Origin of the sequence: Spirosoma foliorum, assembly GCF_014117325.1 — a bacterium.
In the GTDB taxonomy this organism is placed as follows: domain Bacteria; phylum Bacteroidota; class Bacteroidia; order Cytophagales; family Spirosomataceae; genus Spirosoma; species Spirosoma foliorum.
This window is the reverse complement of record NZ_CP059732.1, coordinates 5,480,908-5,506,878: the sequence shown is the minus strand read 5'-3', so window position 1 is coordinate 5,506,878 and position 25,971 is coordinate 5,480,908. Positions and strand designations below refer to the sequence as shown.

The window sequence follows — 25,971 nt, the reverse complement described above, 5'->3', positions numbered from 1 at the left end:
CTATGCCCCATGCCCTTACCCCTTTGCCAACCTACCCAATCTTCACCGACGTCATCGTAAGCGAACCCGCCACCGCCCGGTCGTTAAAGAACGAGACGGAATCTTTAGTCCCTTGCAGACCTAAGCTGTATAACAGCGGCAGATAATGTTCGGGGGTCGGAATGGCTAAGGCGGCTTCCCGACCCAGAGTGTTGTAATTGATGAGCGGTTTTACGTCGCCGTCGCTAATCAACTGTTTGAACTTGTCGTTAAGCGATTTCGCCCAATCGAAACCGTAATTGGGCACATCCATTTTGTCCCAGGCCACCATGCGCAGGTTATGTACCATGTTGCCACTCCCGATAATCAGCACGCCTTTTTTGCGTAAGGAGTAGAGTTCACGAGCTAAATCATAGTGGTACTGTGGCCCTTTGGTATAGTCGATGCTCAATTGCAAAACAGGAATTTTAGCGTCTGGGTACATGTGCCGAACGATTGTCCAGGTGCCGTGATCCAGGCCCCAATCGTGTGCTAATTCTACATGGGCAGAGTGAAGCAAGGAAGCCGTTTCTTTAGCAAGGGCTGGATTGCCGGGAGCCGGATACTGCACGTCGAACAAGGCTTTGGGAAAGCCGCCGAAGTCGTGAATGGTTTCCGGGAAGTCCATGGCCGTAATTTTCGTACCTCGTGTAAACCAGTGCGCCGAAACGACCAGCACAGCCGTTGGCGTCGGGATTTCCTGCGCCATACGTGTCCAGCGACGACTGAATTCATTGTCTTCGATGCCGTTCATCGGCGATCCGTGGCCAACAAACAAAACGGGCATAAGGGGGCCTGTTTCGTCCAGATCGTTGGTAAATTGTTTAAAAGCTGATAAAGTGTTCATTGTAATTGCTCCTGTTAGAATGGTCTTTACAAACTGTTTCCGTTCCATGTATAAGTTGTTTTCGACAGGATTTACAGGATTAATAATCAGATAGGCAATCCTGTGAATCTTGTAAATCCTGTCAAAGAATTTTTGTGCTATCTACCGACCAATCCTCGGCCACGATGGGATTTAGTCCTGCATTCTGAATCAGCGTTGAAACCGTAATTAGCGCTTCGGGATGCGTGCTGATGAGAAATGCATCTGTTCGTTCTTCGCCCATGATGATTACGTTCACCACTTTAGAATTCGGGAGTCGTTGTTGTAATTCTTCGCCCACGTAAATAGCTGTAGACTCAAAATGACGGCTTTCTTCATCATGCAATGGTGTATAGAGACTGATAACGATTTTGCAAACGGCCACGTCTCTGATTCGATCAGCCACCTCTTTTTTTGACAATTCGGGAACGGCCAACACAATGATGTCGGCTTCCCAGGACGCATTTGTCGGGCAGTCGATAGCTTCCACTTCGGCTGTAGGAGTGACCGTCAAAAGCTGATTGACGAGTAGCTGCGACTTGGCTAAATGCTGATCGAAGATCAGCAGCCGGTAAGCACTATTGACCAGCCGGGTAGCCAATTCAGTTCCCAGATTGCCTGAACCGATAAAGGCGATGGTTGACTTCATGGCGATACGTTGTTTTGCCGAATCGTTGACGTTGATACCACAAAATTACCGCGATCCTATGGGCCAAAACGATGACCTAGTACAAGAAATAATGTTGTACCAGGTCAATGAAAACTAATCTCAGGACTTGGTGGCCCCGGTGACACTACTATAAAAACGGCCTGTGAGGACACAGGCCGAGGAATGGGAGATATGGATCCTAGATTACGGATTGTGTGACCCCATCGGGGTCACACAATCCGTAAATGATTGAATCTAAGTGCTCAAGTATAAATAGCTTAGGCTATTTTGAAAAGGCGTTTTTGTCATGCTGACGAAGGAAGCATCTTCGGGTGAGGCTATTTATCTGGCTACCAAAGATGCTTCCTTCGTCAGTATGACAAAAAATAATCTACTGTATTTTAGTCGACCTACTTAAATCGAATTAATTGCTTAGTCGTGGTCTGCATACTCCAGTAAATCGCCGGGCTGACAATCCAATGCTTTACAAATAGCCTCAAGTGTACTGAACCGTATAGCTTTTGCCTTTCCGGTTTTGAGTATCGAAAGATTGGCCAGCGTAAGATCCACTTTTTCCGAAAGCTCATTCAATGACATCTTACGCTTGGCCATCATCACATCCAGGTTGACAATAATCGGCATGGCTTATACGGTTAATTCATTTTCTGCCTGGATTTCCACGCCCCGCTTGAACACCTGCGAGATAATGAATACGAGACCAGCCATAAACAAGAGTTCGTCGGTAGCGCCACTACTGAAAGACTCTCCAGTTCTTTTTAGTAACCAGGACGTATAGGCGTTGCTGAGTGAGCCGACAATCCAGGCGCTTACTAAAACATAACTGATCTTTTCGAGGGTTTGGGCGACCTCCATTGTAAACGGGTTTGCCAGCGAAATCTTCGACAGAATTGTAGTTGTCAGAAAGAGAGCGTGCGCTTTCAGCATCAGTATCGCTAAGATGAAGGAGACCAGCGAAACATAATAGGTGATGTTCATTTGCCGAAGGTGATCGAGATCCAACCCCTTGTAGAGATTCTTTACAGCCTCAGGGTTTATAAAGCTCACGCCAAAAGAAATCAGGATGGCTCCGGTTTTTATACAAAGCCCAATGTAGGCTATCCAGGTGAGGATTTGCATCACACTTAGGATCTGTTGCGTTCTCGTTGATTTGTGTGTCATGTTTGTTGTTTTTTAGTAAATATTGAGCAAATATAGATAAATATTTATTGATAATCGATAATTAAAAAATATTTTTCTAAATCTTGGATTGTTTTCTAGGGTGATAAAAGGATGGGGAGTGTATTGCGGAAAAACGGCCTGTGTATAGACTAGTCAGCCCTGTAAGGGCGTCCTGTCAATAGCTATTGCCGTTTAGTAAGAGCCTAAAGCGCCGTAGGTGCGACCTAATTCAGCTCATATAGGTCGCACCTACGGCGCTTTGGGTTATGTCGGTTCTTTGTTTTCTATTAACAGGTCACTCCTGACGGAGTTTCGAATATATAGGTGCTAGATGAGGGATTAGGTGGAGGAATGGACATAAGGATTCTAATGGAGTAGGCCATACTTTCCGGTCCGCTACTTCAGCTTTTTTCGCAGCCAGGCTCGTGCGGGTTCATCGTACAGCTTTAAACTTGCATAAGCCAACACGATAGCTCCTGAAAAGGTGAGCAGTGCATAGGGCCAGGCCTGCCCTAATGTGATGCCTTTGTGGTTGCTTACCCAGGCCACATAGAAATAGACAAGCACATAATGCGTCATATATAAGGGATAGGAAAGATCGCCGAGGAACTTGCAGATTTTCTCTTCTGTCCAGCTACGCACTACACCGCTGGCCCCGATATAGACAATGAGTGGAAAGACAATGATGATACAAAACGCTTCGTACAAACCATTCATCCAAAGATGGTTGGCACCGCCTATTCGTGGCATAAACAAAACAACCGCCACCAGCAGACTACACCATAAGAACGCATGTTTGATAGAGGCAGGCCGTGATACCCGCGATAAAAGCAGACCAGCAAAAAATGGGAATAGCGTGCGCGTTATTCCAACACGCATCTGTTCGACGTTCAAAGTCCAGCCGCCGGTAACGTCGCCGTTCGGGTTTGTAACGGCAAAATGCAACAGCACGGCACCCGCCAGTACGACAAAACACGCCAATGCTTTGTTCGATAATTTTCGTAGACCCAGCGCGTAAAGCATATTGGCGATGTACTCGAAAAATAATGACCAGCCAACACTATTGAGCGGATGCATTTCTTGCCAGCCGCGTATATCCATAGAAAGTGGGATGGGCAAAATCGTCCAGCCGATTAGCATAACAATGATCAGCTTCCATGCAGGAACGGTATGGATAAGCGGCCATATAGTGGAGTCGGTAAAGTAAAAGCCTATGGCACCGAGCGTCATGCCCAAGACAACGAGTGGTTGCAGCCGCTCGAATCGGCGCCGGAGAAAGCCGCCAATGGTTAGTTGGTCCCATCGGTCATCATACGCATACCCAATGACGAAGCCCGATAGGAGAAAGAAAAAATCAACGGCCAGATAACCATGATTGACAACATTATCGAGGTGACTACTGGCAAGCGGCTCGGTAAGGTGAAAGAATACGACGATAATAGCGGCTACTCCCCGAAGTCCATCTAAAAGTTGATAATGCGGCTTTGTGTCAAGTTGGTTATTGTTCATTAACAGCAGGGAATTTGGGACTCTACGGTGGCTTGGTCAGGGAATAAATTGATGATAGTAGGATTTTCGCTGGTAGCCGTGCCACGGTTTATTGTAGCATCATGAAAGAACCGTGGCACGGCTTTTGGTTCCAGGCCAAGGAGTGGTGATGGACTCCTATTTTCTATATATTATTTTATAGTGGAGCGTTCTCAATATTTTGAGAATATACTTTATCTAACTGAACAAATAGTGCCGAATTGAATACGATGAAGATTATGGAATACCAGAAACCGTAATGCGGAGTAATCCAACTAATAGCTCCACCAGTATGAGCCATCAGGATGACTAACGCAAAGGTTTTTCTAAGCCGCTCGGGTAACCAATAACCAAATATACCGATGACTACCAGCCAGGCAAACGAAATCACGAATATTCCTGATGCATGATTTCTCATCAGGGTTGCCCCAATCGGGTTAGCTTCGTTACCAGCATTTAGGTCGCCATTCCAGTAAGCCGCAGGCTGTTGAAGAATCGTGATTGTCTCATCAAATAGGCAAGCCCAATAGGCAGGAATTAAGAGTATAAATCTATTTCTTAGTCTTGACATCGAATTAATGTGTTCTGTTTTCTAGGTATGCTTAAGACAAAAATATGCTATTTATGTGTAAGCTATCGTGAGGTGTTTGGTTTCTTCGTTACCCTGCTCTATATCTTCACAAACGTTTAGATTGCTAGCGAAAGCCGACTTTTGACGGTACTGGCCGTGGTACCTTGACCACATTTCAATTCTTTTCTGGTACGCTTAGAAGTCGTGAAATTAGAGCTTGAGAAGGGGCTTTACCTAGCCCAAATCAACTTTTATCGTGTCATGATTGACGGCGAATGATCCTGGAGGAATAGCGATCAAGCGCTGCGTTAAGCCAATAGCCACCCCTAAAAATACCGACAAAACTCAATCATCCGTGTGTTTTCGGGCGCGAATCCGGCTGAGAAAGGCAGGGGTAATCCCCAGATACGAAGCGATCATATGCTGCGGAACGCGCTGCACAATATCCGGGTAACGCTGTACGAATTCGGTATAGTTTTCCTCGGCCGATTGACTCAGTGAACTCACCACCCGGCGGTGTGTGGCTATGTAGTTGTTCTGGAGCATAATCCGAAAGAAACGCTCCATTTTAGGGACACGTTCGACCATGTGCTCCATGTTGTCCCGTTCCAGGAGGAGCAGTTCGGAGTCTTCGAGGGCTTCAATGTTGTATTGCGAGCGTTCGCCGGTCAGATAGCTGTACATATCCGACGTCCACCAGCCTTCCGGGGCAAACTGAACAATATGCTCAGTGCCCTTGGTATCAACTGTGTACGTTCGCAAAAGCCCCTTTTCAACAAATGAGATATATTTACAGAGATCGCCTTCCTGTAGAATGTATTGCTTCCTCCGCAGTTTTTTGGGAATGAAAAACGTTTTCAACTGGGCAAACTCGCTTTCGGTGAGGTCGACCAGTCGGGCAATATGCGTTTGAAGGCGCTCGTACATGTCGCGTTGGCTAGATCGCAACAAGTATAGCGTCTTATGGGTTAGGAGCAAAATTTAATGAAGCCAACCGCTTACAGCAGGTTCAGACTCATCATGCCCGACAAAAACTGGAGGCAGCCATCTTTGATCCGGGAAAACTCATTGGCAAGCACTGTGGCATGGCGTTCAATGGTGGCCGACAAGCCAAAGTGCGTATTGGTACAGGTGGGTTGATTCAGTACAACCTGGCACTCAACGCCTTCGCAAATCAAGTCGCGGTTCAATCGGGTGAGCTTGGTTTGTAGCTGGTTCAGGTCCCGATAATAATCGACCGCATCGTGCCGCAAACTACGACAGTTATAGAGATTCATAACGTCGAGTAACAACGATCGGAGATTGCGGATCTCTTCTTCCTGCTGACGAATAATTTGTTGCCAATGCTGGTGTTCGTGTTGGCAAGAAGCAGTTTTTTCGGACAAAGAAAGGGGCTGATTGACCTCGTTGGAATTCATGCTGGATGGCTATTAATGGGTTTTAGAAAACGTCTGGTTCATCTGGTAAAAAAGCTCGGGGCTATCTACAGGCCCCGAGTAGCGCCATAATTCCAGGCCTTGCTGAAGCAGAACGAAAGCAGGAAGGGTAGTAAAACCAAAACTGCGTACGACTTCAGGATGCGTTGTTTCGCTAACACGCATGATCTTTACAGTTGGGCTTAATACCGATTGCGCCTTTTCCAGAAGCTGGTCAATTTCGACACGTTGAGTATGAGATGCCGACGTAAAGATCAGCAGCACAGGCCGTTGAGGTAAATCCGTCAGCAACGAAGAAGGAGGTGTCATGACAATAAGTCGGTTAATGACTCAAAATTGGCCTCCCGATCGCTCCTGAATCGTGAGTCAGATCAATAGAAAAACTGATTTTTGTCAACCGCATTCAGATTGTGGGCGTTTACTTTGCAATCAGAAAGATTCGCTTTTTATGTTCGACGACTCGTTTGAGGCCGTTTTTACCCATGCCACCATTGGCATCATCGTTTGCGATGAACAGGGCCATATTCGGTCGACGAATCGGTATGCCCGCACGTTGTTTGGATATACCGAGGAGGAGATGCATGAGGTATCCATCGATGCACTTGTTCCAGATTCAGTTGCTGGTCGCCACGCTGCATTGAGAGCCTCATTCAATGCCAATCCGCAGGTGCGGGCTATGGGCCACGGGCGCGATCTGTTTGCCAAACGGAAAGACGGTTCGGTGTTCCCGGCAGAAATTAGTCTGAGTTATTTTTATCGGGAGGGCGCCCTGTTGGCAGTGGGGTATATCATCGACATTACCGCCAAGAAAGAAGCCGAACGAACCCTGTTGGAACAAAAAAGCCGCATTGAACAACTCAACGCCGAACTGGAGCAGAAAGTCATTGATCGGACGCATGCGCTGATGGCCACGCTGCATCAGCTCGAACAGTCGAAAGATGAACTGGCCAAAGCCTTAGCTGCCGAACGCGAACTGGGTGAACTGAAGTCCCGGTTTGTATCGATGGCGTCGCACGAATTCAGAACGCCCCTGAGTGCGGTATTGACATCGGCCTCGCTGATCGAGAAGTATCCTGAAACCGATCAGCAGGACAAACGACTTCGGCACATTCAACGAATTAAAGCGTCGGTCAATCACCTGAACGATATTCTGGAGGAGTTTTTGTCGGTTGGGCGACTGGAAGAGGGCCGGATTGAAGCGACTTTCTCGTGGGTCGAGTTGCCGAAACTGGTCGACGAAGCGTTTGCCGATTTACAAGGCAGCCTGAAAGCCGGGCAACAAATTGAAACGCAATTCGATTGCCCGAAACCCATCCAGACCGACCCGTCTTTACTGCGAAAAATTCTGGTTAACTTGCTATCGAATGCAATTAAGTATTCGTCTGATAATCAATCTATTTTTGTGAGTGCCCAATGTCGGGAAACTGATCTGACAATTACGATCCAGGACAAGGGAATTGGTATTTCGGCTGATGATCAGAAACACTTATTTGAACGATTCTTCCGGGCCAAAAACGCCACTAACTTTGCTGGAACAGGCCTCGGTCTGCATATTGTTGCCCGCTACCTCGAATTGCTGAATGGCACCATCGAACTAGCCAGCCAATTGGGCGAAGGTACTACGGTTACTCTTTTTCTTCCTCATGAAAACTATCCTGATCATTGAAGACAATACCGATATTCGGGAGAATACGGCCGAAATTTTAGAACTGGCGGGCTATCGAACGCTAACCGCCGAAAACGGCAAAATCGGAATTGAGCAGGCGCTGGCCAGCCACCCTGATTTGATCATCTGCGACATTATGATGCCCGTTCTGGACGGTTATGGCGTGTTGCACATTGTCAATAAAAACCCAGAACTCAATGGCATTCCGTTCATTTTCCTGACGGCAAAGTCGGAACGGGTTGATTTTCGGAAAGGCATGGAACTGGGCGCCGACGACTACCTGACCAAACCGTTCGATGATACGGAACTGCTCAAGGCGGTCGAAGGGCGGCTCAGTCGGTTCAGTAAGCTTCAGGCCGAGAAATATGATCTGAAACAGGAAGGACTTACGCAGTTTCTGAATGACGTGCATACAACGGGTGGTTTACAAGGTTTGTCGGCCGATCGAAGAACGCATCATGTTGCCAAAAAACAGTTTGTGTACACGGAGGGCGACGAACCCACGCGCTTGTATTTCGTGAAAAGTGGCCACGTTAAAACCACGCGAACCAATAATGATGGCAAAGAATTAGTAACGGGCCTGTATGGGGCGGGTGAGTTTTTTGGCGACCTGGCCTTGCTGGAGGAAACCGCCTATACCGATTCGGCGCTGACGCTCGATGACTCCGAGCTAGTTTACATTCCGAAGCAGGATTTCCTGCAACTGCTAACCGCTCAACCCGAAGTCGGACGGCAGTTTGTCCGGTTGCTGGCGGGGCGTGTCAGCGAAAAAGAAGATCAATTGTTGGGGATGGCCTATAGTTCACTCCGTCGGCGGGTGGCCAATACACTTCTGCGCCTTCAGGAACCCCTGCCAACCGGAGATCCCGCTCCACCTATTCAACTCTCCCGCGATGATTTGGCGGCCGTTATCGGCACCGCTACCGAATCGTTGATTCGAACCTTAAGCGAATTCAAACAGGATGGCCTGATTGAAGTGAGTGGGGGAGGTATCCGAGTGCTTCAGCCCGACAAACTGCGTCGGGCCAATTGGTAGCCCCAGGCCTTTGTTGATGAGAATCAGCTTTCTAACTGAGCTTTCTCACGTTGGGTAGCGGAGCGTCGGTGTAATTTTGGCAAGATTATTTGCTATCATAACACATGAAAAAAGCCCTGTTGCTCACCGACTGTTCTGTTGATTTAGCACTGACCGTAAACCGTTGGGCTGCCAATCAAGTGGATGCTATCGACCTAACGGTTGTGTATGCCTTTGCCCTTTCGCAGACCGATAATCAACCCTTAACGGCAGCCACTCACCGGGCAGCGAAGCAGGAGGCTAACGCAAATCTCGGCCAATGGCTGAACTACCTCACTACGCCCTGGTCAGGTAAAATTCAGACAGAAACACTTCTGGGCGATCCTGGGCTGGTTATACGCATTCATTTATTGCTGCGCCAGTACGATTATCTCCTGATCGATCTTGAGCAGCAGGAAGTTGCATCGGCGTTTCTGGCGTGTCAAAACTATACTACGACTGAGCTGCACAGACTCACAGTGGCCGAAGAAGTCAGGCTTACTACCGCTCAAACGGAGACAACGCAGCAGTGGTTACGAGCTGCCTGATTCATGCACGCGTTCCAAACCTATAAGGTCTCAAAGACCTTATAGGTTTGGAATCAATCCGCACCACGTTTTTTATCAGTGAATGCTATCTGAAAAGGAAGCATGGTATAGTTATTGATGATTGAGCGCAGCTAGAATTAGGTGAACTTAAATTTAGGATGATTATACACACTGTTACTTATATATTAAACTAATAAAATAGTCGCTTTCTTTATATCTAAGTCATGGCCTTTATTTTATTAATCTAAACCATTACTGCACTGTTGGTATAGCATTTGTATATGTGGTTGCTGTCAGAGTTAGGTAGTTGTTCAGAATAAATGATTTCCAGTTCGTTGCTGTTTTTTCGTACGAACTACAAGTCGCTAATCAACTGCTGCAAAAGCTTTCGGGCACTAACTCTTACGCATACATCTACAAATCATTCATGAAAAATCTTGTACAATCTGTTCCACGAACAGTGCTTTGGCTATGCCTTTTTGTAGCTGTTTCGGTAATTGCCAAGACATTTACTGCCGTAACTGATCTCCCTGCACAGTTCGCTTTTTCTGTCCCGTCCAAAGCAATTAGAGTAGAAGGAAAAGAGCCGCGTAACCCGTCGCAGGGATCAGGCAGTTCGTTAACGTCACAAACTACAGCCCCTTGCTCGCTTACACTCAACCGGGTCGATGTATCGGGCTGTTATTCCGTAAGCGGAGTGAGCAAAGCAACCGTTAGTGTTGAGGTGGGCTGGCAGGATAGCCCCGCTAATGACTATATTGTGGTGACCACGGCTGGGCAAAGTCGTACAATTGTGCCGGGTATCACAACGGTAACGTATCCTCAACCTTCCAATGTTGTTATTCAGGGTAGCCAGACTATTGTGACGCCCCAGGTTGTCGCTTTTGAAATTACGCTGACAGGAGCTGCCAGCACGAGTACCGTTACGGCTCAATTTGTCGGTACGTCGAGCTGCCAGGATAGTCAAACGTTTAACTTGCCTGCTGCTTGCCCGCCAACTGGCTGTACTGGTCTGGGTGGTGTTGTTTATCGGGATTTCAATGCAGATGGTGTTCAGCAGCCTGCTGAAACACAGGGTGTTTCGAGTATAAGTGTTACCGCCTACGACTGCAATGGCGTTAAATATGGGCCCGTCACAACGGATCAGTTTGGGAACTATACGTTTAGCAATTCCACGATTAGCTACCCGGTTCGGGTTGAATTCAGTGATCCTACCGGCTCCGATGTTGGAACAGTTTATGGGTCAGGGAGTAAATCAAGTATTCAATTCGTCAGCCAGGCATCCTGTACCGTTAATTTGGGGATCGCTAATCCAACTCTGTACTGTCAGGATCATCCCAGCATATTTATTCCTTGCTACACGTATGGTGATCCGCTGGAGCTTAATCCATCACCCCCTGTAGCTGCCACGGCATTATCGGGTAATACCGACGCGCTCGTTTACTTCCCGTATGATGAAAGTGATCCGGCAGCTATGGAAATGTCGCACGTTACAGAAGCGAAGGAAATAGGTACCGTTTGGGGGTTAGGCTACAACCGGGTAACGAAAGACTTATACGTATCGGCAACCCTGCACCGGCACGCCGGTTTAGGACCACTGGGCGTAGGGGGAATCTATGTAACGCATACCGGTTCGACTACAGTAACTACCGAAAATTTCATTGATGTGTCAACGATTGGCATCGATGTAGGGGCTGCATCGGTACCTGTAAATGGTGCGGGCGGACGTGGCCTGTCGGCTGACAAAACCAAACCCAGCAACGATGCTGCCGTATTTCCGCTGATCGGTAAAGTTGGTATTGGTGGTCTGGAAGTATCGGAAGATGGCCAAAAACTCTGGTTCGTTAACCTGTTCGACAAAAAGCTGTACAGCATTGATATTTCGGCCTACAATGCATCGGGTACTAAACCAACCAGCGCAAATGTCAAGTCGTATGCGATTCCAGATCCTGGCTGTTCGGGTGGTAGCTCGCGTCCCTGGGCATTGCATATCACCTCGGGCAAGCTGTATGTTGGTTCTGTCTGCGATGCCCTTACATCGAAAAATAAATCTGACCTGCGAGCATATGTCTATGCATTTGATATCAGTACATCAACCTTTAGCTCCATCTTCGATTTTCCGTTAACCTACCCTAAGGGGTATGGCATATCGCCGTTAAATTCGCCGGGTCAGGCAGGTGCAGATAGCACAGGCTGGTACCCCTGGACCGATTCATTTAACGATTTAATTATTGCAACCAGCACGGCGGCCTATAAAAGTTTAGTCCACCCACAACCGATGCTGGCTGATATCGACATTGATATTGATGGCTCCATGGTTCTGGGCTTTGGCGACCGAACAGGTATGCAGGGAGGCTATAACAATTACAACACTGATCCTACCGATACTAAGATATACACAGTTAACCCCGCAGCGGGTGATGTGTTACGGGCTTATTATTCGAATGGGTCATATATTTTGGAGAACAATGGGAAGGCGGGGCCTTATAGCGGTACTGGCGTTGGAAACCAACAAGGACCAGGTTCGGGTGAGTTTTATGATGACAACTACACCAGTGGTAACCGATTCGTACATACCGAACTGGCACTGGGTGGCTTAGCCTTAAAACCAGGAAGCGGCCACGTGGTTGGCGCAACGATCGACCCCGTTGCCAACATAGCGAATTCGGGCGGTGTCAAATACTGGAATAACCAAACAGGCGTAGCTGAGGCCGCTAACATTGTTTATACAACAGGTACTGATCCGGGCACGTTTGCCAAAGCCGCTGGTTTAGGAGAACCTGAACTAAACTGCGATCTGCTAGAGGTTATCGAAATTGGTAACCGCGTATGGATCGACACGAATAAAGATGGTGTGCAAGATCCATGCGAGCAGCCACTAGCTGGCGTTGAGGTTGACCTGTATAAAGGAACGACTAAAGTTGCGTCGACGACCACGAATGCCAGTGGTGAATATTATTTCTCACGCAAATCTGAGCTGACAACTGGAACGTGGTTGGGTAGTGGAGCCGATACAACCCTGCTGCCAAACACAGCGTACTCAATCGTATTTGGCAACGGTCAGTTTGCTAATAATTTGTTGACAGTCAATGGCGCTGATATGAGGCTGACCATAGTAAACAGTACAACGACAAATGCAAATGATCAGAATGATTCAGACGCTTTGGTAGGTACTGTAGCCGGTATCACGGCCCCGGTAATTAGCCTGACGACTGGGAATACGGGTTATATAAATCATAGTTTTGATGCAGGCTTTTACTTGCCTTTAGCCAGTTTGGGGGATTATGTGTTCCTGGATGCGAACAAAGATGGCATTCAGAATACAGGCGACACACCAATTGCCGGAGTAACCGTAACGCTCTATACCAATGGAGTGGCCTCGGCAACGACCGTTACCGATGCGAGTGGCTTGTACTCCTTTACTGGTCTGACGCCGGGTAACAGCCATAGCTATGTAGTTGGTTTCACGGCTCCGGTGGGTTATACGGCTACATTGGCCAATACCGGTAGCGATGACACCAAAGACAGTGACGCTGACCCCATTACTGGTAAAACGCAATCAGTGACACTGGCTCCAGATGAAAACAACCCTACGCTGGATGCTGGTTTCTATGTTCCATCGGCTGGTTTGGGCGATTATGTTTGGCTCGATACCGATAAAGATGGTGTTCAGGAGGCAAGTGAGTCTGGTATTGACGGGGTAGTTGTGACGTTATACACGAACGGCGTAGCCTCAGCAACAACGGTGACGAGTGCTACAGGCTTCTACTCGTTCACAGGGCTAACGCCGGGTAGTAGCAATAGTTATGTGGTAGGCTTTACGGCCCCGGCAGGCTATACCGCTACGCTGGCCAATGTGGGTGGCGACGATTCGAAGGACTCCGATGCTGATTTAATTACTGGAAAGACGCAGTCGATTACGCTGGCTCCGGGTGAGTACAATCCAACACTAGACGCGGGATTCTATCTGTTACCGGCCGGCCTGGGCGATTACGTATTCGAGGATGTAAATAAGAATGGTCAGCAGGATGCGGGCGATCAGCCCATTCCGGACGTCACTGTGACCTTGTTGAGTTCGGGTACGGTTGTAGCCACCACAACAACCAACGCATCGGGCTTCTACTCGTTCACAGGTTTAACCCCGAGCGTACCTTACTCAGTAAGTTTCACCGCTCCGGCAGCTTATACGGCTACTAGCCAGAATACAGGCAATGACGCCACTGATTCGGACGGCGATCCAGTTACTGGCCTGACAGGCGTATATAGTCTGACGGCAGGTGAATTCAACCCGACAGTGGACATGGGCTACTATAAGCTTAGTCCGACCGTGTCGCTGGATAAATTCGTGGATAAATCCAAAGCGAAAGTTGGCGATGTGTTGACGTATACGATTGTTGTGACCAATTCAGGCAGTGTTTCTGCAACGAATGTAGTCGTGCGCGATTCGTCAAGTATAGGGCTGACGTATGTAACAAACTCAGCTACTGCGCCAGTTGGAACCACGTTTACATCGGGAGCCATCAACACCTGGACCGTTGGTACGTTGTCGGCAGGGCAGAGTTTGAGCTTGACCTTTCAGGCGATTGCTGATAGCTCGGGTATTTTGTACAACGTGGCTACTATTCCTGGCGATACCGCTTCGGTCTGTACATCAGTTCCGTTTGTCATGTGTGCGGGGCAGGCATATACGTTCCGGTTAACAGCCGCTCCGGGCCGTTCGTCGTACAAATGGTATAAGGATAATGTAGAGATAACGGGCCAGACGACAAACGTCCTGGATGTGAGTGCACCGGGTACCTACAGCCTGGCTGTGGATAATGTTACCGGCAAGTGCCCCGATTTCAGCTGCTGCCCTTTTATTGTTGAAGAGGATACGCTACCTACCTTCCAGGCGACAACAGTGCCCGTCGGTTGTTCAGGTATTGTAGCCCAAAGCAATGGTAAAATCGTTCTGAGCGCATTCAAACCGACGTACACCTACCAGTATTCGCTGGGAGCTAGTTTCAATGCGGCTACCGTATTGTCGGGCACGAAGCAGGTAATTCCGACAAATGGTGTGATTGTTAGTAACCTGGCTAACCCCGTTTCAGCTCAGGCTTATACGGTTCGGGTATACAATGCTTCTGGTTGTTATACCGATGTAACAGTCTTGTTACCACCTACCGTTTGCGATTGTCCGCCTACCAGCTGTGTGCCTTTGGTTGTGAAGCAAACCAAACGCGCCAAACGGATTGGCGATCATCCATAACTGACTGATTTGTAGTAAAAAAAAGCGATGCTGAGGACTTCCTCGGCATCGCTTTTTTTTAACGATTATGTATTGGATCGGGCTAGTAGCGCTCGTTACCTTCTTCTTCCTCCTCTTCGAGTTCTTCGATTTCCTCTTCTATCTCATCATCCGACAGGTCGTCATCGGATAAATCATCTGCTGTAAACTCGTCGGGTTCTTCGTCGTTCGAGAGCTCGTCAGTTGCATGACGCGCCGTAGCCGTGTCGGTATACAAAAGTGTGTCCGAGGCTTCTTCGTCGCCGGGGTTTAAAATATCGGGTTGGTTGTTTACGCCCAGACCTGCATACACAACGGCGTCATCCTCTTCGTTGTTTTCGGGCGGATTATTATGTTGGGGTGAGAGCCCTTTTATCGAATTACCTGCTGTTTGGTCGGGGCTTTGTTGATCGGCGTTGTTCGTATTTTCCATAATCATCAGGAAGTTAAGTAAGCCTTGTTTCTGGTGTTGGTTGAGGCTATCCATCCATTTACTCACTAACTAGTAGGAAGGAAAAGAGTTTAGTTGGGTGCTCCTACTGAAGCTACTTACTGTTATAAAAATGAGCCTGCCTACAGAACAGCATAGCCGCCAGGTTAAGGTTTTGACTTTTTGTTATAGTGATGTCAGTTTCTTAAAACTGACACGTTAGGTTTCTTAAAACCTAACGGACAGGCTATCGACTTAACGAGGTTTTGAGAAACCTCGCTTGTCAGTTTTAAGAAACTGACATCACTGTGTACTTGATCTGACGACTATGATCCTGAGTGTAAAACTTAATGTGTTATCGGTTATTTAAGGCAGATATTGAAACTAACGTTTAAACGCCGTTTCTTATCAACTACTACCACTTTTATGTATTTTAATTAATAGTTAGCTAGGTAAAATAGTATTTATAAATGCTGTTTTATCGTCAATATTCTGAATAGTATTTACTTCCTGGTACAATGTTTGAGATGCGATGAAAATACCACATTATTCATCTTAAATGTTCTACCTCAGTCCTATTCAACCCCATGTCCAGGGTTACTCAAACACTTGGTATTCTGCTTCTTATTCAACTTCTGTTACTAGCTGGCCAGAGTAGGGCACAGGCTATTTGCGGGATTCCTCAGTTAACAGACGATCAACTGATCTGGCAAGAGAAATTGCTCGCCCATAAGCACTCGCTTCCCGCTGGCCGACGTGCCGCGCAACTCCAGTACATACCCATTCGCTTTCATGTCGTGCGCCAGAACGATGGAACGGGTGGGGCCGACATCGCCAGTCTGAACCAGGCACTGGTGTTGATCAATCAGCTGTATCAACCGATCAATATTGCCTTTTATCTATGTGGTAAGCTACCGCATTATATCAACAATACGGCCTTGTTCGATTATGATAATACGGAAGAGAGCTTGCTGTCCAATGCGAACGATGTATCGAATGCGATCAATGTTTACCTGGTCAATACACTAACCTACGCAGGTAGTGAGGTAACCGGGTACGCCTATTACCCAAACGCACAGGCTACCACGAATCGGGTATTTTTGAAAGCCAGCCAGCTAACAGATTATACATTAGCCCATGAGTTGGGTCATTATTTCAACCTCTATCATACATTTCAAAACAATCAGAGCAGCACGATCGCCAATCGCGAACTCGTGATTCGCCCTGGAGATGCGTTGCAGGGGCGGCCTTTTGGCCCTAACTGCACAACCGCTGGTGACTTTGTGTGCGATACCCCCGCCGATCCGTATGGCCTGACTGGGGCTACTCTATCTGGCTGTAGTTATACCGGAACAAGTAAGGATGCCAACGGGGATCTGTTCAACCCCTTGATCGCCAATATTATGTCGTATTATTTTTCCTGCGGCATGAGTAAATCGTTTACCGCCGGACAGTATGCCCGGATGACTGATGGACTAAGCCTGCGACTCGATCCGGGTAATGCCTATGCACTGAATTGTGTCGACAGTTCGGTTTTGACACCAACGGGTCTTTCGGCTTCGATTCAGGGAGGAGAAACAGGCGTTCAGCTACAGTTTTCGTATTCCGGAACCAATGCCGCTGGGTTTCTTATTGAACGTTCGCTTGATCCTACCGCCAATTTTACGGTCATTGGCAGTTTGCCATCGGGCTCATTTTCTTATACGGATGGCACTGTACTGTCGAATACCACCTATTATTATCGGGTCAAGGCCTCAAATGCAACTACCCAATATAGTGCGGTAGCGAGTGTCAAGACAGGCCAGTTCTACTGCGTACCTACTTACACCTGGCCTATTGCAAACTTCTTTCCAAGAATTGATGACTTTATACTAACGGGAAGCCAGTCTACCTTACGTTCTGTAGCGACCGGTATTGGCGTGGATGGTTATTCCGATTTTTCGGATGTTCAGCATAAAGTACAGGCGGGGCATGTATACTCGTTTACAGCCAGTGCCATTACGGGCAATGTCGGAAGTTACATTAAGCAACACCTAACCATCTGGCTTGATAGTAATCAGGATGGGACTTTTAGTGATACCGAAAAGCTTTTTCAATCGTCAGCTAGCCAGTATTTGACGCCTTCCCTAACGGGTACGCTAACCATACCAGCGTCCTTCTCCGCTGGGCAGACCCGGCTCCGGTTGCGTAGCCAATACTATGCTGATGGGCTCGTTGAAAGCCCTTGCGATCCGTATAATTATGGCGAGGCCGAAGATTACACCTTAGTAATCGACAACCCCACACCACCTTCCTGTTTTAGCTTGTCGGCGCTGGCAATTCCTGCGACCTGTGCTGGTAAACAGGACGGAATCGTTAGCCTCTTACTAGTAGGAGGGACGGCCCCTTTTTCCTATTCACTGGGCAATCAGATAAGTACAACAGGAACCTTCGCTGGCTTATTGGCGGGGAGTTATACGGCTACTGTCGCTAATGCAGGTTGCAGCCAGAGTCTTGTTGTAACGGTTGGCCAACCTGCCGCCTTTACCACTAGTATTTCTTCGTCGGCTACGTCAGTTTGTAGCGGTCAATCACTAACGCTTGTTGCCAGCGCAGGGAGCCAATACCGCTGGAATACAGGGCAAACGGGTGCCAGCCTTGTCGTTGCGGCATCTGGTGCGTATTCGGTAACCGTTACCAGTGTAGTCGGTTGCACGAGCGTGGCTAGTACCTCGGTTCTGGTAACGAACTGTGTGCTGCTATACCGGGCAAAAGTGCTGCTTGAAGGGTTTACGAATGCGACTACCGGACTCATGCACAGCTTGCTGATTTCCAATAATCTGCTTCCTAAACAACAACCCTATTCATCGGCTCCCTGGTCATATACGGGTTCCGAACAAGTCACAACCTTCCCGTCCAATGTGACGGACTGGGTACTGGTTGTAGCCCGAAATGCAGCGGGCGAGGTGCTATTCCAAACTGCAGCCTTTGTTCGAAACGATGGTACGTTGATTCGTTCCGATGGAACAGAAGGGGTTGTCTTTTCCACGTCATCAGAACCAATGTATGCATCGATACACCATCGTAATCACCTGGCCATCCTCTCTGGCAGGCCAATGACCGACAACCAACTCGTTGATTTTACGACCGATGCCACCGCGGTTAAGGGGACGTCGCAACTTAAATCTGTGGGGAGTAAACTGGTCATGTATAGTGGTGATTACGACGCCAATGATGTGATCAATAGTGCCGATTACAACAAGTGGAAAGTGAATGCATCAATCGTTGGGCATTATTTATCTATCGACGCCGATGGCAATGGCATCATTAATAATCAAGATTTCAATCGCTGGGTACTCAACCGTTCCAAAATAGGCACCCCCGGTTTATAACCAATCAAGTTCATGTTTTTAGCTTTTATAAACCCTTTTCAAATGCAAAGGATTGGTCTCTTCATGACTATACTGTTACTTGGTGTAGTATTATCTTCCAGGCTACTGGCACAAACGGCGAACCTCCGACTGTCGACTCAAGTTGATTGTGAGAAGGGTCAATATTTAGCTACCCTCCAGATTCGGGCAAGTGATGCCACTTCATTTTCAATTGGTACGTCCTCGGTTTTCCTAAGTTATGATCCGAGTTCGTTGACCTTTGTTAGTTATCAGTCCCTTAATTTCGATAACAATTCTCTTTGTGAAGGTCAATCGCTTTGGGATTCCCATAGTTTCGATGGATCGAGCCCTGGTTTATTTAACCTGACGATGGTGCTCAACAGCTCGTCGATTAGTTGCCCGCTTATTACCAGTACCGACTGGGTGAGTATTGGTACGATCACCTTTCAGATACGTAATCCAGATGGAAATCCCGCGTTGCTATTTAACCCTGATTTTAGCAGTTTTAACGCCGTTCCGGCCAATAACGGGCTGAACCAGATTCAACCGGGGCAGTACACTGGAGTCAATCAGGCGGGTGTTTTGCGCTGTACGCCCATTTGCTCGCTGACCGTGACGGCCACACCGGGCAGTTGCAATGCCAGCTCGAATCAATACACCATGACCGGAACGGTAAGTCTACGTAATGCCGCCGCCGGGAATTTGGTCATTACAGATGGTACTGTCTCAACAACAGTATTGATAGTAGCCAATCAGCCAACGGCGAGTTTTTCGTTGACAGGGCTGAATTCGGATGGAGTAAGCCATACTGTTTCGGCCAGCCTTGGCGGTTGTAGTACTGTTACCACATCCTATATGGCTCCGGTAAGTTGTACCACACTTCCCTGTGCATCGTCCAGTTGTGTGCCTATGTACATTGTCCGATTACACTAGAACTTACTTCCAAACCACTACTTTCTGTACCAGTGCTGGGCGATTTGCTCCCATCAGACGTACTAAATACGTTCCGTCTGGAAGGCTACCCAGATCAATTGTTGTATCTGTATCGATCGCGACCGTTTGGGCTGGAAGCATTGTTTGGCCAGATATAGAAAGAACTTCTATCGTACCGGCATAGGGCGGGCGCACCGTGAGGTACCGATCCGTTGGATTTGGGAATGTCCAGGGACCTGTTACTTCTTCTGGTACACCTGTTACGACCACTTTTTTGGACGTGTTTTTCAGATAACGAAGTCCGCCAGCCTGGGTTCCTAACATCAGATCGGGGAGTTGGTCACCGTCGAGATCAGCTACAGTAGCAATGAGGCTCGTGCCCGGCAACCCGATTGACGCGAGTGAGTCAATCAGCGTGAGGGGAGATTGACTCGTTGGGTCGGGAAATTGGTAAACCCTAACCTTTCCATTGCTTTCGGCCAAGATTAATTCGTTTTTCTGATCACCATTTAAGTCCGCCACAACGATGGAATGGGTATTGTTAAATGCCAGATCAGGTTTGATCCCTCCAAAGGTTTGGTTTTGCAGTTGGAAGGTAGGGCTAGCGGTTGTTCCGGCATTGCGGTAATAGCGAATCGTGCCGAGGCTATTGCTACCGATTAACAGATCGGGCTTGCCATCTTTGTCAACATCAACTACCGTGAGCAGATCGAGTGCTCCCATTAAATCGGGGGTTGGCCAGCGTAAGGCTCCGGCAAGGTTATATTGTGAGGCAACTCCTTTGGCTGCGGCATTGATCAATACACGAATCTCAATTGCCTGCGTAGAGGTGCCGGTGATTATCAGATCCATACTGCCATTCGCATCGACATCGAAAAAGGAAGGGACGATGTGCGTCAGCGTCAGGGATTTAGTCAGACCGAGGTAATCAGTTGTGACGAGTACAAAGGCTGGATTTTGGGTTGTGCCCTTGTTCTCGAACTGCCAGATACTGGCGCGGTAGTTACTGCCCAGACCAACTCCGTCGTAACCAACCAGCATATCCAGGTCGCCATCGCCATCCAGATCGGCTAGTGCGGGGGCAGCCCGTTCGCCTAGATCAAGCATATCGCTTTGCAGAAAATCTTTCTGAGCTAATTGAAAATCAGGCTTTGCGGTAGTACCCTTGTTTTTATAAAACCAGCTAGATGCCCGAAAATCGAAGGCATAGTTATCGTTTGCCGTTACATTGGGCGATGCAATTAAGTCTTTCTGTCCGTCACCGTCTACATCCTCAAAAAATACGGCCGGAAATGCCGGAAATAGAACCGGGTTGACGGCTGGGAACAAACTGTCGTAACTCGTAAAATTAGCTTTGTCGGAGTTGGCGCCATCATTGCGTAGGCGAGCCAGATTTTCGCAACTCACAAAACCGAACAGAAGATCCTTTTTTCCATCGCCATCCGTATCGACTACCGTAAGGGTGTTGCCCGAGTGTAAAGGTCTGGCCCGGCTTGGATCAACTTTACTCGATTTTGCTGTGGTTGCATTGGCCGCCACCCGACCTGAGCCATCGCACTGATAATTAAACGTAAAATCATTGCAGAACTCCTTATGGAAATGCCCCCAGCATGAACCGCCTGTGCGCTGAAAAATCAGTCCACCTTTCTTCCCCGTTTTTTCGACGCTCATGTTCTGCTGGTAAGCCGGGATGTTTCCGTCCGCATCGAAGGTGATAATGTCGATATCGCCGTCATCGTCGTAATCGGTAATGACCGGAATATCCGTATTGGCAACATAGACTGGTTGGCTAGTTTCACTAAGGCCAATAGTTAAAAGTGGATCGACGGCTAGTTTGAACGATACTTGTCCGGCTTGCGACTCATTATGATAGACTGCTATGCCATTGACGCTGGTTGTAAAAATGTCTTTGCGTCCATCGAAGTCGTAATCGACCAATAATAGCCAACTATACAAGGGCGTTGGAAAGGCCGTTTCGTATTCGGGGGCATATTTCCAGGACGTTCCGCTACCAGTTGGATTATCGATCGCTATAAACGTACTGACCTTGTTCGTTGTCCGATCAAATACCACCAGGTCGTCGCGGGTGTCGTCGTTTAAGCGAATGGTTGAGTACTGAGGGGTGTTGAGTCCACCCGCCCAGGGGCTTAGCAACACGTTCGAATTAACCGTAACGGTTGGACTTTGGTCGTACCGAAAGCCAATGGCCCCACCCGACTGCGCATAGTTGAGCAGGGGACTCAGCAAAAAACAAAGCGTAAATAGCTTTTTCATCTAATTTTGGGCGTGTTTAACCGCTACGGCGGCCCGGCGCAAAGTGCGCAGAGGTTACACAAAGGACGCAAAGCAAAATTTTCGTTGCGCCCTCGCGGTTGGAGCGAAACCTGATTTGAAAACGAAGAAACTGGTCCGAATGTGATGGTAACAACTGAACAACTCTACGATAAATTTCTGGAATGCACCGGAGTGTCGACCGATACGCGCCGAATTACCCCTGATTGTTTGTTTGTTGCGCTCAAAGGTGACAAATTCGATGGGAACCAATTTGCCGAGCAGGCATTGGCCCAGCGTGCCCGCTATGCGCTGGTCGATGACCCTGCCGTGGCAGAACGAGATCAGGAACGTTGCCTGCTTGTTGCCGACGGGTTAACGGCCTTGCAAGACCTGGCTCGCCATCATCGGCAAACGTTTAACTTTCCCGTTATCGGCCTGACGGGGTCTAACGGGAAGACGACCACGAAAGAACTTATCGCGGCTGTTTTGTCGAAAAAGTACCGAACCTACGCCACTGTTGGTAACCTGAATAATCACATTGGGGTGCCACTGACGTTGCTCTCCTTAAATGAACAGTGCGAACTGGCAGTTGTGGAAATGGGGGCGAATCACCAGAAGGAAATAGAATTACTCTGCTCCATTGCCCAGCCCACGCATGGTCTGATTACCAATGTTGGCAAAGCGCATCTGGAAGGTTTCGGTGGTATTGAGGGCGTTCGGAAAGGGAAAGGTGAGTTATATGATTACCTGATCCAGAACGGCAAAACGGTCTTTATCAATTCCCGTGATAAAACCCTGATGGCCATGTATCGCGAACGATTGAAAGATACTCGTTCCGAATCCACCGTGGCTGAAGTCATTTTCTATCCCGCAGCAGAGGCTGCTGACGAGCCAATCGAATTGCTGCAGGAGTCTCCCGTTGTGATCTATCGTGATTCGACCAAACAGGAAGTGACAACGCATTTGCCGGGTCGGTATAATTTCGAGAATATGCTAGCCGCTTTAGCGATCGGTGATTATTTCGGGGTGTCGGTTGAGGAAGCCAATCGCGCCATTGCCGATTATAACCCGACAAACAACCGCTCGCAGGTGATTACTAAAGGGACCAATACCGTATTGCTCGATGCCTACAACGCCAACCCCAGTTCGATGGCAGCGGCTATTCGTCAATTTGCGGCTACCCCTGCCAAACGCAAAGTGGTCATTCTGGGCGATATGTACGAACTCGGTGAGGAAAGCGAAGCTGAACATGCGGCACTAGGCAAACTCATTGCTGATAGTAAGTTCGACCTGGTTATTCTGGCGGGTAAAGACATGCATTATGCGCTTGGTTACTTGCCCAAAGCCTATTATTTCCCGGACAAATTTTCGCTACACAACTGGATCATGGATAATCCCATGACTGACACGAGTTTTCTGATAAAAGGGTCACGGGGAATGAGTTTAGAGACGGTACTACCTTTTATTTGACATCCATTTCAATTTATTCATATACGCCAAATTGTTTTAGTTTGTTTAACGATTTCTAAGGTTAGAAAGTAGCTGATCAGATCCCGCAATGTTTCCTGATAAATGTCGAATCATTTTTAAGATTCATGTAAATTTTTCGCACATCGAAAAATTTACATGAATCTTAAGAGGATGAGTTTAGAGACCGTCTTGCCTTTTATCTGAAATCTGAACTTTGGGACTTTTGGGGTAAGATTTGGTTTGTTAAATGCTTGCCACATTGATAATTAGATATAGGTTTCGCTTATTTAAAGGGATTATAAGTATTACCCGAATGACCTTTGTATCCTAGTATGAAGCACCTTTTTCTATCTCACCACAAACTAACACTTTGTTTAAGCGTCATTTTATTGCTGATTTCTACCTGGCTTCCTGCTCAAATTATTACGACAGTAGCTGGATCTGACTTAAAAGGGGATGGGGGGGCAGCCACTGCCGCCTGCTTGAACGGTCCCTCGGGTGTAACTGTGGATAAAAATGGTGCTGTTTACATCGCTGATCAAGAAAATAATCGAATTCGTAAGGTATCTACCAATGGTATTATCAGTACTGTAGCGGGCAGTTATTTGTCTAGGAATAGCCTTTTTAATGGTGATGGTGGACCTGCCACATCGGCTTTTCTAGGGAACCCTAACAGTGTAATTGTCGATGATAGTGGTAATCTATACATCTCTGAACAGTCCGCTGGCATAATTCGGAAGATATCCACCTCTGGTATTATTACGACAGTAGCGGGTAATGGTAGATCTGACCCTTTTGAGGCTGGAGATGGAGGCCCAGCTACGGCTGCCAGTTTGATTGGTCCTACTGGAATAGCACTAGATGCTGCTGGTAATCTTTACATTGCTGACTTTTATAATAATCGTATTCGAAAAGTATCCACCTCTGGTATTATTACTACTGTAGCAGGTGATGGCAATCGTAACTTTAATGGAGATGGTGGAGTTGCAACACGTGCTAGTTTGTATAATCCTACAGGAGTAGCCGTGGATGCTGCTGGTAATATTTATATTGCAGATCAAGGTAACTGTCGGATTCGGAAGATAGACGCCAATGGTATTATTACAACTATAGCTGGTAATAACTCTCGCGGGTTTAGTGGCGATGGGGGAGTAGCTACAGCCGCAAGTCTAAACAATCCCACTAGTGTAATAGTGGACGAGTACGGCAATATCTATATAACAGATTCCGTCAACCAGCGAGTTCGTAGAGTATCTACAGATGGTATCATTACTACTGTAGTTGGTAATGGGCTTAGGAGATCTACCGGAGACGGCGGCTTAGCTACCGAGGCAAGTCTAAACAATCCTGTTAGTACAGCGTTTGATAATAATGGCAATCTCTACATTGCTCTTCAAGATGGTCATCAGATTCGAAAGGTATCATCAGACGGTATCATTACTACTGTAGCGGGTAATGGTTATATCAGCTTCAGTGGAGATGGAGGATTGGCAACATCTGCTAGCTTATACAATCCCTTTGGTGTAACAACAGATAGTAGCGATAATCTTTATATTACTGATTTGTTCAATCGTCGTATTCGGAAGGTATCCCCAGATGGTATTATCACTACTGTAGCGGGTAATGGCAATGCTGGTTTTAGTGGCGATGGAGGCTTGGCCACGGCTACAACATTGAATGGGGTCTACAATATGATAGTAGATGCTGCTGGCAATCTTTACATGGCTGACTCATTTAACCATCGTGTCCGTAAAGTATCCTCTAGTGGTATTATCACTACTATTGCAGGTAATGGCAGCGCCGGTTTTAGTGGGGATAATGGTCCTGCGATACTAGCTAGCCTTAATAAGCCGGCTGACGTTGCGATGGATAGAAGTGGAAATCTATATATAGCTGAATTAGATAATCATCGTATTCGCAAGATAGACTCCAATGGTATTATCACTACTGTAGCAGGTAATGGTAATACTAGTTTTAGTGGTGATGGCGGCTTGGCTACAGCTGCTGGTTTGAATAGTCCCGCCAAAATAATCGTAGATAGGAATAATAACCTTTATATGGCTGATCAGTATGACCACCGTATTCGGAAGGTATCACCAGATGGTATTATCACTACTATAGCAGGCAATGGTAATGCTGGTTTTAGTGGCGATGGCGATTTGGCTACAGCTGCTAGCTTGAATAGTCCTACTGGCATGGCATTGGATAATGGTAATAATCTATATGTAGCTGATCTGCTTAACCATCGGATTCGGAAGGTATCCTCTGGTGGTATTATCACTACCGTAGTGGGCAGTGACTCTGTTGGTACAAGGGGCGATGGTGGCTTGGCCACCGCTGCTAGCCTAGTTTATCCCTCCGGCGTAGCATTGGATCGTCGTGGTAATTTTTATATCGCAGATGAAGGTGGTAACGGTAGTTATCGTATTCGGAAGGTGACTTCCCTTGTTACTGTTAGTATTATGAGCGTAAAGGATGGAAACTGGTCGAATGCTAGTACATGGAATTGTAATTGTGTCCCTACTCTGGATGATGTAGTTACGATTTCTAATGGACATAAGATTACGGTAAACCAAGCAGTTTATATTCAGGCATTAAAACAGTTGGGGACTTTGTTGTTCGATGCTAGCGGTAGTATTACGTTCAGGAAATAACCAATTGAGGATGAGTTTAGAGACTGTCCTGCCTTTTATTTGAAATCTTCCCCAAACAAC

General features: G+C 47.4%; 19 protein-coding genes. 8 read left to right on the top strand and 11 right to left on the bottom strand.

Translation table 11 applies throughout. From position 1 onward, the window contains the following. Positions 1-31: 31 nt before the first annotated feature. The 9 genes from ygiD to H3H32_RS23255 all read right to left on the bottom strand — a co-directional run bounded on the left by ygiD (position 32) and on the right by H3H32_RS23255 (position 6,554). The gene (gene ygiD / locus H3H32_RS23295) at positions 32-865 is read right to left on the bottom strand and encodes a 4,5-DOPA-extradiol-dioxygenase (protein ID WP_182458001.1); all 834 of its coding nucleotides are present in this window, start codon (positions 863-865) and stop codon (positions 32-34) included. Between the two features lie 121 nt (positions 866-986). Then, on the bottom strand, positions 987-1,532 hold the full coding sequence (locus tag H3H32_RS23290) for an NAD(P)-binding domain-containing protein (protein ID WP_182458000.1): 546 nt from the start codon (positions 1,530-1,532) through the stop codon (positions 987-989). Positions 1,533-1,964: 432 nt separating this feature from the next. Beyond that, the gene (locus H3H32_RS23285) at positions 1,965-2,174 is read right to left on the bottom strand and encodes a helix-turn-helix domain-containing protein (RefSeq protein WP_182457999.1); all 210 of its coding nucleotides are present in this window, start codon (positions 2,172-2,174) and stop codon (positions 1,965-1,967) included. Between the two features lie 3 nt (positions 2,175-2,177). Next, on the bottom strand, positions 2,178-2,711 hold the full coding sequence (locus H3H32_RS23280) for a DUF2975 domain-containing protein (RefSeq protein ID WP_182457998.1): 534 nt from the start codon (positions 2,709-2,711) through the stop codon (positions 2,178-2,180). A gap of 396 nt (positions 2,712-3,107) precedes the next feature. Then, positions 3,108-4,220, bottom strand: coding sequence for an acyltransferase family protein (locus H3H32_RS23275; protein WP_182457997.1), 1,113 nt, complete (start codon positions 4,218-4,220; stop codon positions 3,108-3,110). Positions 4,221-4,395: 175 nt separating this feature from the next. Further along, positions 4,396-4,809, bottom strand: a complete 414-nt coding sequence (locus H3H32_RS23270; RefSeq protein ID WP_182457996.1) for a hypothetical protein — start codon at positions 4,807-4,809, stop codon at positions 4,396-4,398. Between the two features lie 345 nt (positions 4,810-5,154). Beyond that, on the bottom strand, positions 5,155-5,736 hold the full coding sequence (locus H3H32_RS23265) for a Crp/Fnr family transcriptional regulator (protein WP_182457995.1): 582 nt from the start codon (positions 5,734-5,736) through the stop codon (positions 5,155-5,157). 71 nt (positions 5,737-5,807) lie between these two features. After that, complete coding sequence (locus H3H32_RS23260; RefSeq protein WP_182457994.1) at positions 5,808-6,227, bottom strand: hypothetical protein; 420 nt, start codon at positions 6,225-6,227, stop codon at positions 5,808-5,810. A gap of 12 nt (positions 6,228-6,239) precedes the next feature. Next, positions 6,240-6,554, bottom strand: coding sequence for a thioredoxin domain-containing protein (locus tag H3H32_RS23255; protein WP_182457993.1), 315 nt, complete (start codon positions 6,552-6,554; stop codon positions 6,240-6,242). Positions 6,555-6,693: 139 nt separating this feature from the next. Between H3H32_RS23255 and H3H32_RS23250 the strand changes: the two genes are divergently transcribed. The 4 genes from H3H32_RS23250 (at position 6,694) to H3H32_RS23235 (ending at position 14,761) form a co-directional block, all read left to right on the top strand. After that, the gene (locus H3H32_RS23250) at positions 6,694-7,911 is read left to right on the top strand and encodes a PAS domain-containing sensor histidine kinase (RefSeq protein WP_182457992.1); all 1,218 of its coding nucleotides are present in this window, start codon (positions 6,694-6,696) and stop codon (positions 7,909-7,911) included. Continuing rightward, on the top strand, positions 7,889-8,947 hold the full coding sequence (locus tag H3H32_RS23245) for a response regulator (RefSeq protein ID WP_182457991.1): 1,059 nt from the start codon (positions 7,889-7,891) through the stop codon (positions 8,945-8,947). The genes H3H32_RS23250 and H3H32_RS23245 overlap by 23 nt, the downstream gene beginning before the upstream one ends. Positions 8,948-9,051: 104 nt before the next feature. After that, the gene (locus H3H32_RS23240) at positions 9,052-9,513 is read left to right on the top strand and encodes a hypothetical protein (protein WP_182457990.1); all 462 of its coding nucleotides are present in this window, start codon (positions 9,052-9,054) and stop codon (positions 9,511-9,513) included. A 427-nt stretch (positions 9,514-9,940) separates the two neighbouring features. Beyond that, positions 9,941-14,761 carry an SdrD B-like domain-containing protein gene (locus H3H32_RS23235; protein ID WP_182457989.1) on the top strand — a complete coding sequence of 1,607 codons (4,821 nt, stop codon included), beginning with the start codon at positions 9,941-9,943 and terminating at the stop codon, positions 14,759-14,761. Positions 14,762-14,843: 82 nt separating this feature from the next. Here H3H32_RS23235 and H3H32_RS23230 read toward each other — a convergent pair whose 3' ends face one another. Continuing rightward, positions 14,844-15,212 carry a hypothetical protein gene (locus H3H32_RS23230; protein ID WP_182464457.1) on the bottom strand — a complete coding sequence of 123 codons (369 nt, stop codon included), beginning with the start codon at positions 15,210-15,212 and terminating at the stop codon, positions 14,844-14,846. Positions 15,213-15,796: 584 nt separating this feature from the next. Here H3H32_RS23230 and H3H32_RS23225 point away from each other — a divergent pair. Both H3H32_RS23225 and H3H32_RS23220 read left to right on the top strand, forming a co-directional pair. After that, entirely contained in the window at positions 15,797-18,580 is a 2,784-nt protein-coding gene (locus H3H32_RS23225) for a GEVED domain-containing protein (protein ID WP_182457988.1), read from the top strand. 42 nt (positions 18,581-18,622) lie between these two features. Continuing rightward, positions 18,623-19,513, top strand: a complete 891-nt coding sequence (locus tag H3H32_RS23220) for a hypothetical protein (RefSeq protein WP_182457987.1) — start codon at positions 18,623-18,625, stop codon at positions 19,511-19,513. Positions 19,514-19,516: 3 nt separating this feature from the next. Here H3H32_RS23220 and H3H32_RS23215 read toward each other — a convergent pair whose 3' ends face one another. Further along, positions 19,517-21,787 (bottom strand): T9SS type A sorting domain-containing protein, encoded by a 2,271-nt coding sequence (locus H3H32_RS23215; protein ID WP_182457986.1) that lies wholly within the window; start codon positions 21,785-21,787, stop codon positions 19,517-19,519. Positions 21,788-21,931: 144 nt separating this feature from the next. On the opposite strand from H3H32_RS23215, the gene H3H32_RS23210 reads away from it, so the two are divergent. Beyond that, positions 21,932-23,257 carry a UDP-N-acetylmuramoyl-tripeptide--D-alanyl-D-alanine ligase gene (locus tag H3H32_RS23210; protein ID WP_182464456.1) on the top strand — a complete coding sequence of 442 codons (1,326 nt, stop codon included), beginning with the start codon at positions 21,932-21,934 and terminating at the stop codon, positions 23,255-23,257. Between the two features lie 332 nt (positions 23,258-23,589). Continuing rightward, positions 23,590-25,911: an NHL repeat-containing protein gene (locus H3H32_RS23205; protein ID WP_182457985.1), complete on the top strand. Its 2,322-nt coding sequence runs from the start codon at positions 23,590-23,592 to the stop codon at positions 25,909-25,911. The last annotated feature ends 60 nt before the right edge of the window (positions 25,912-25,971 follow it).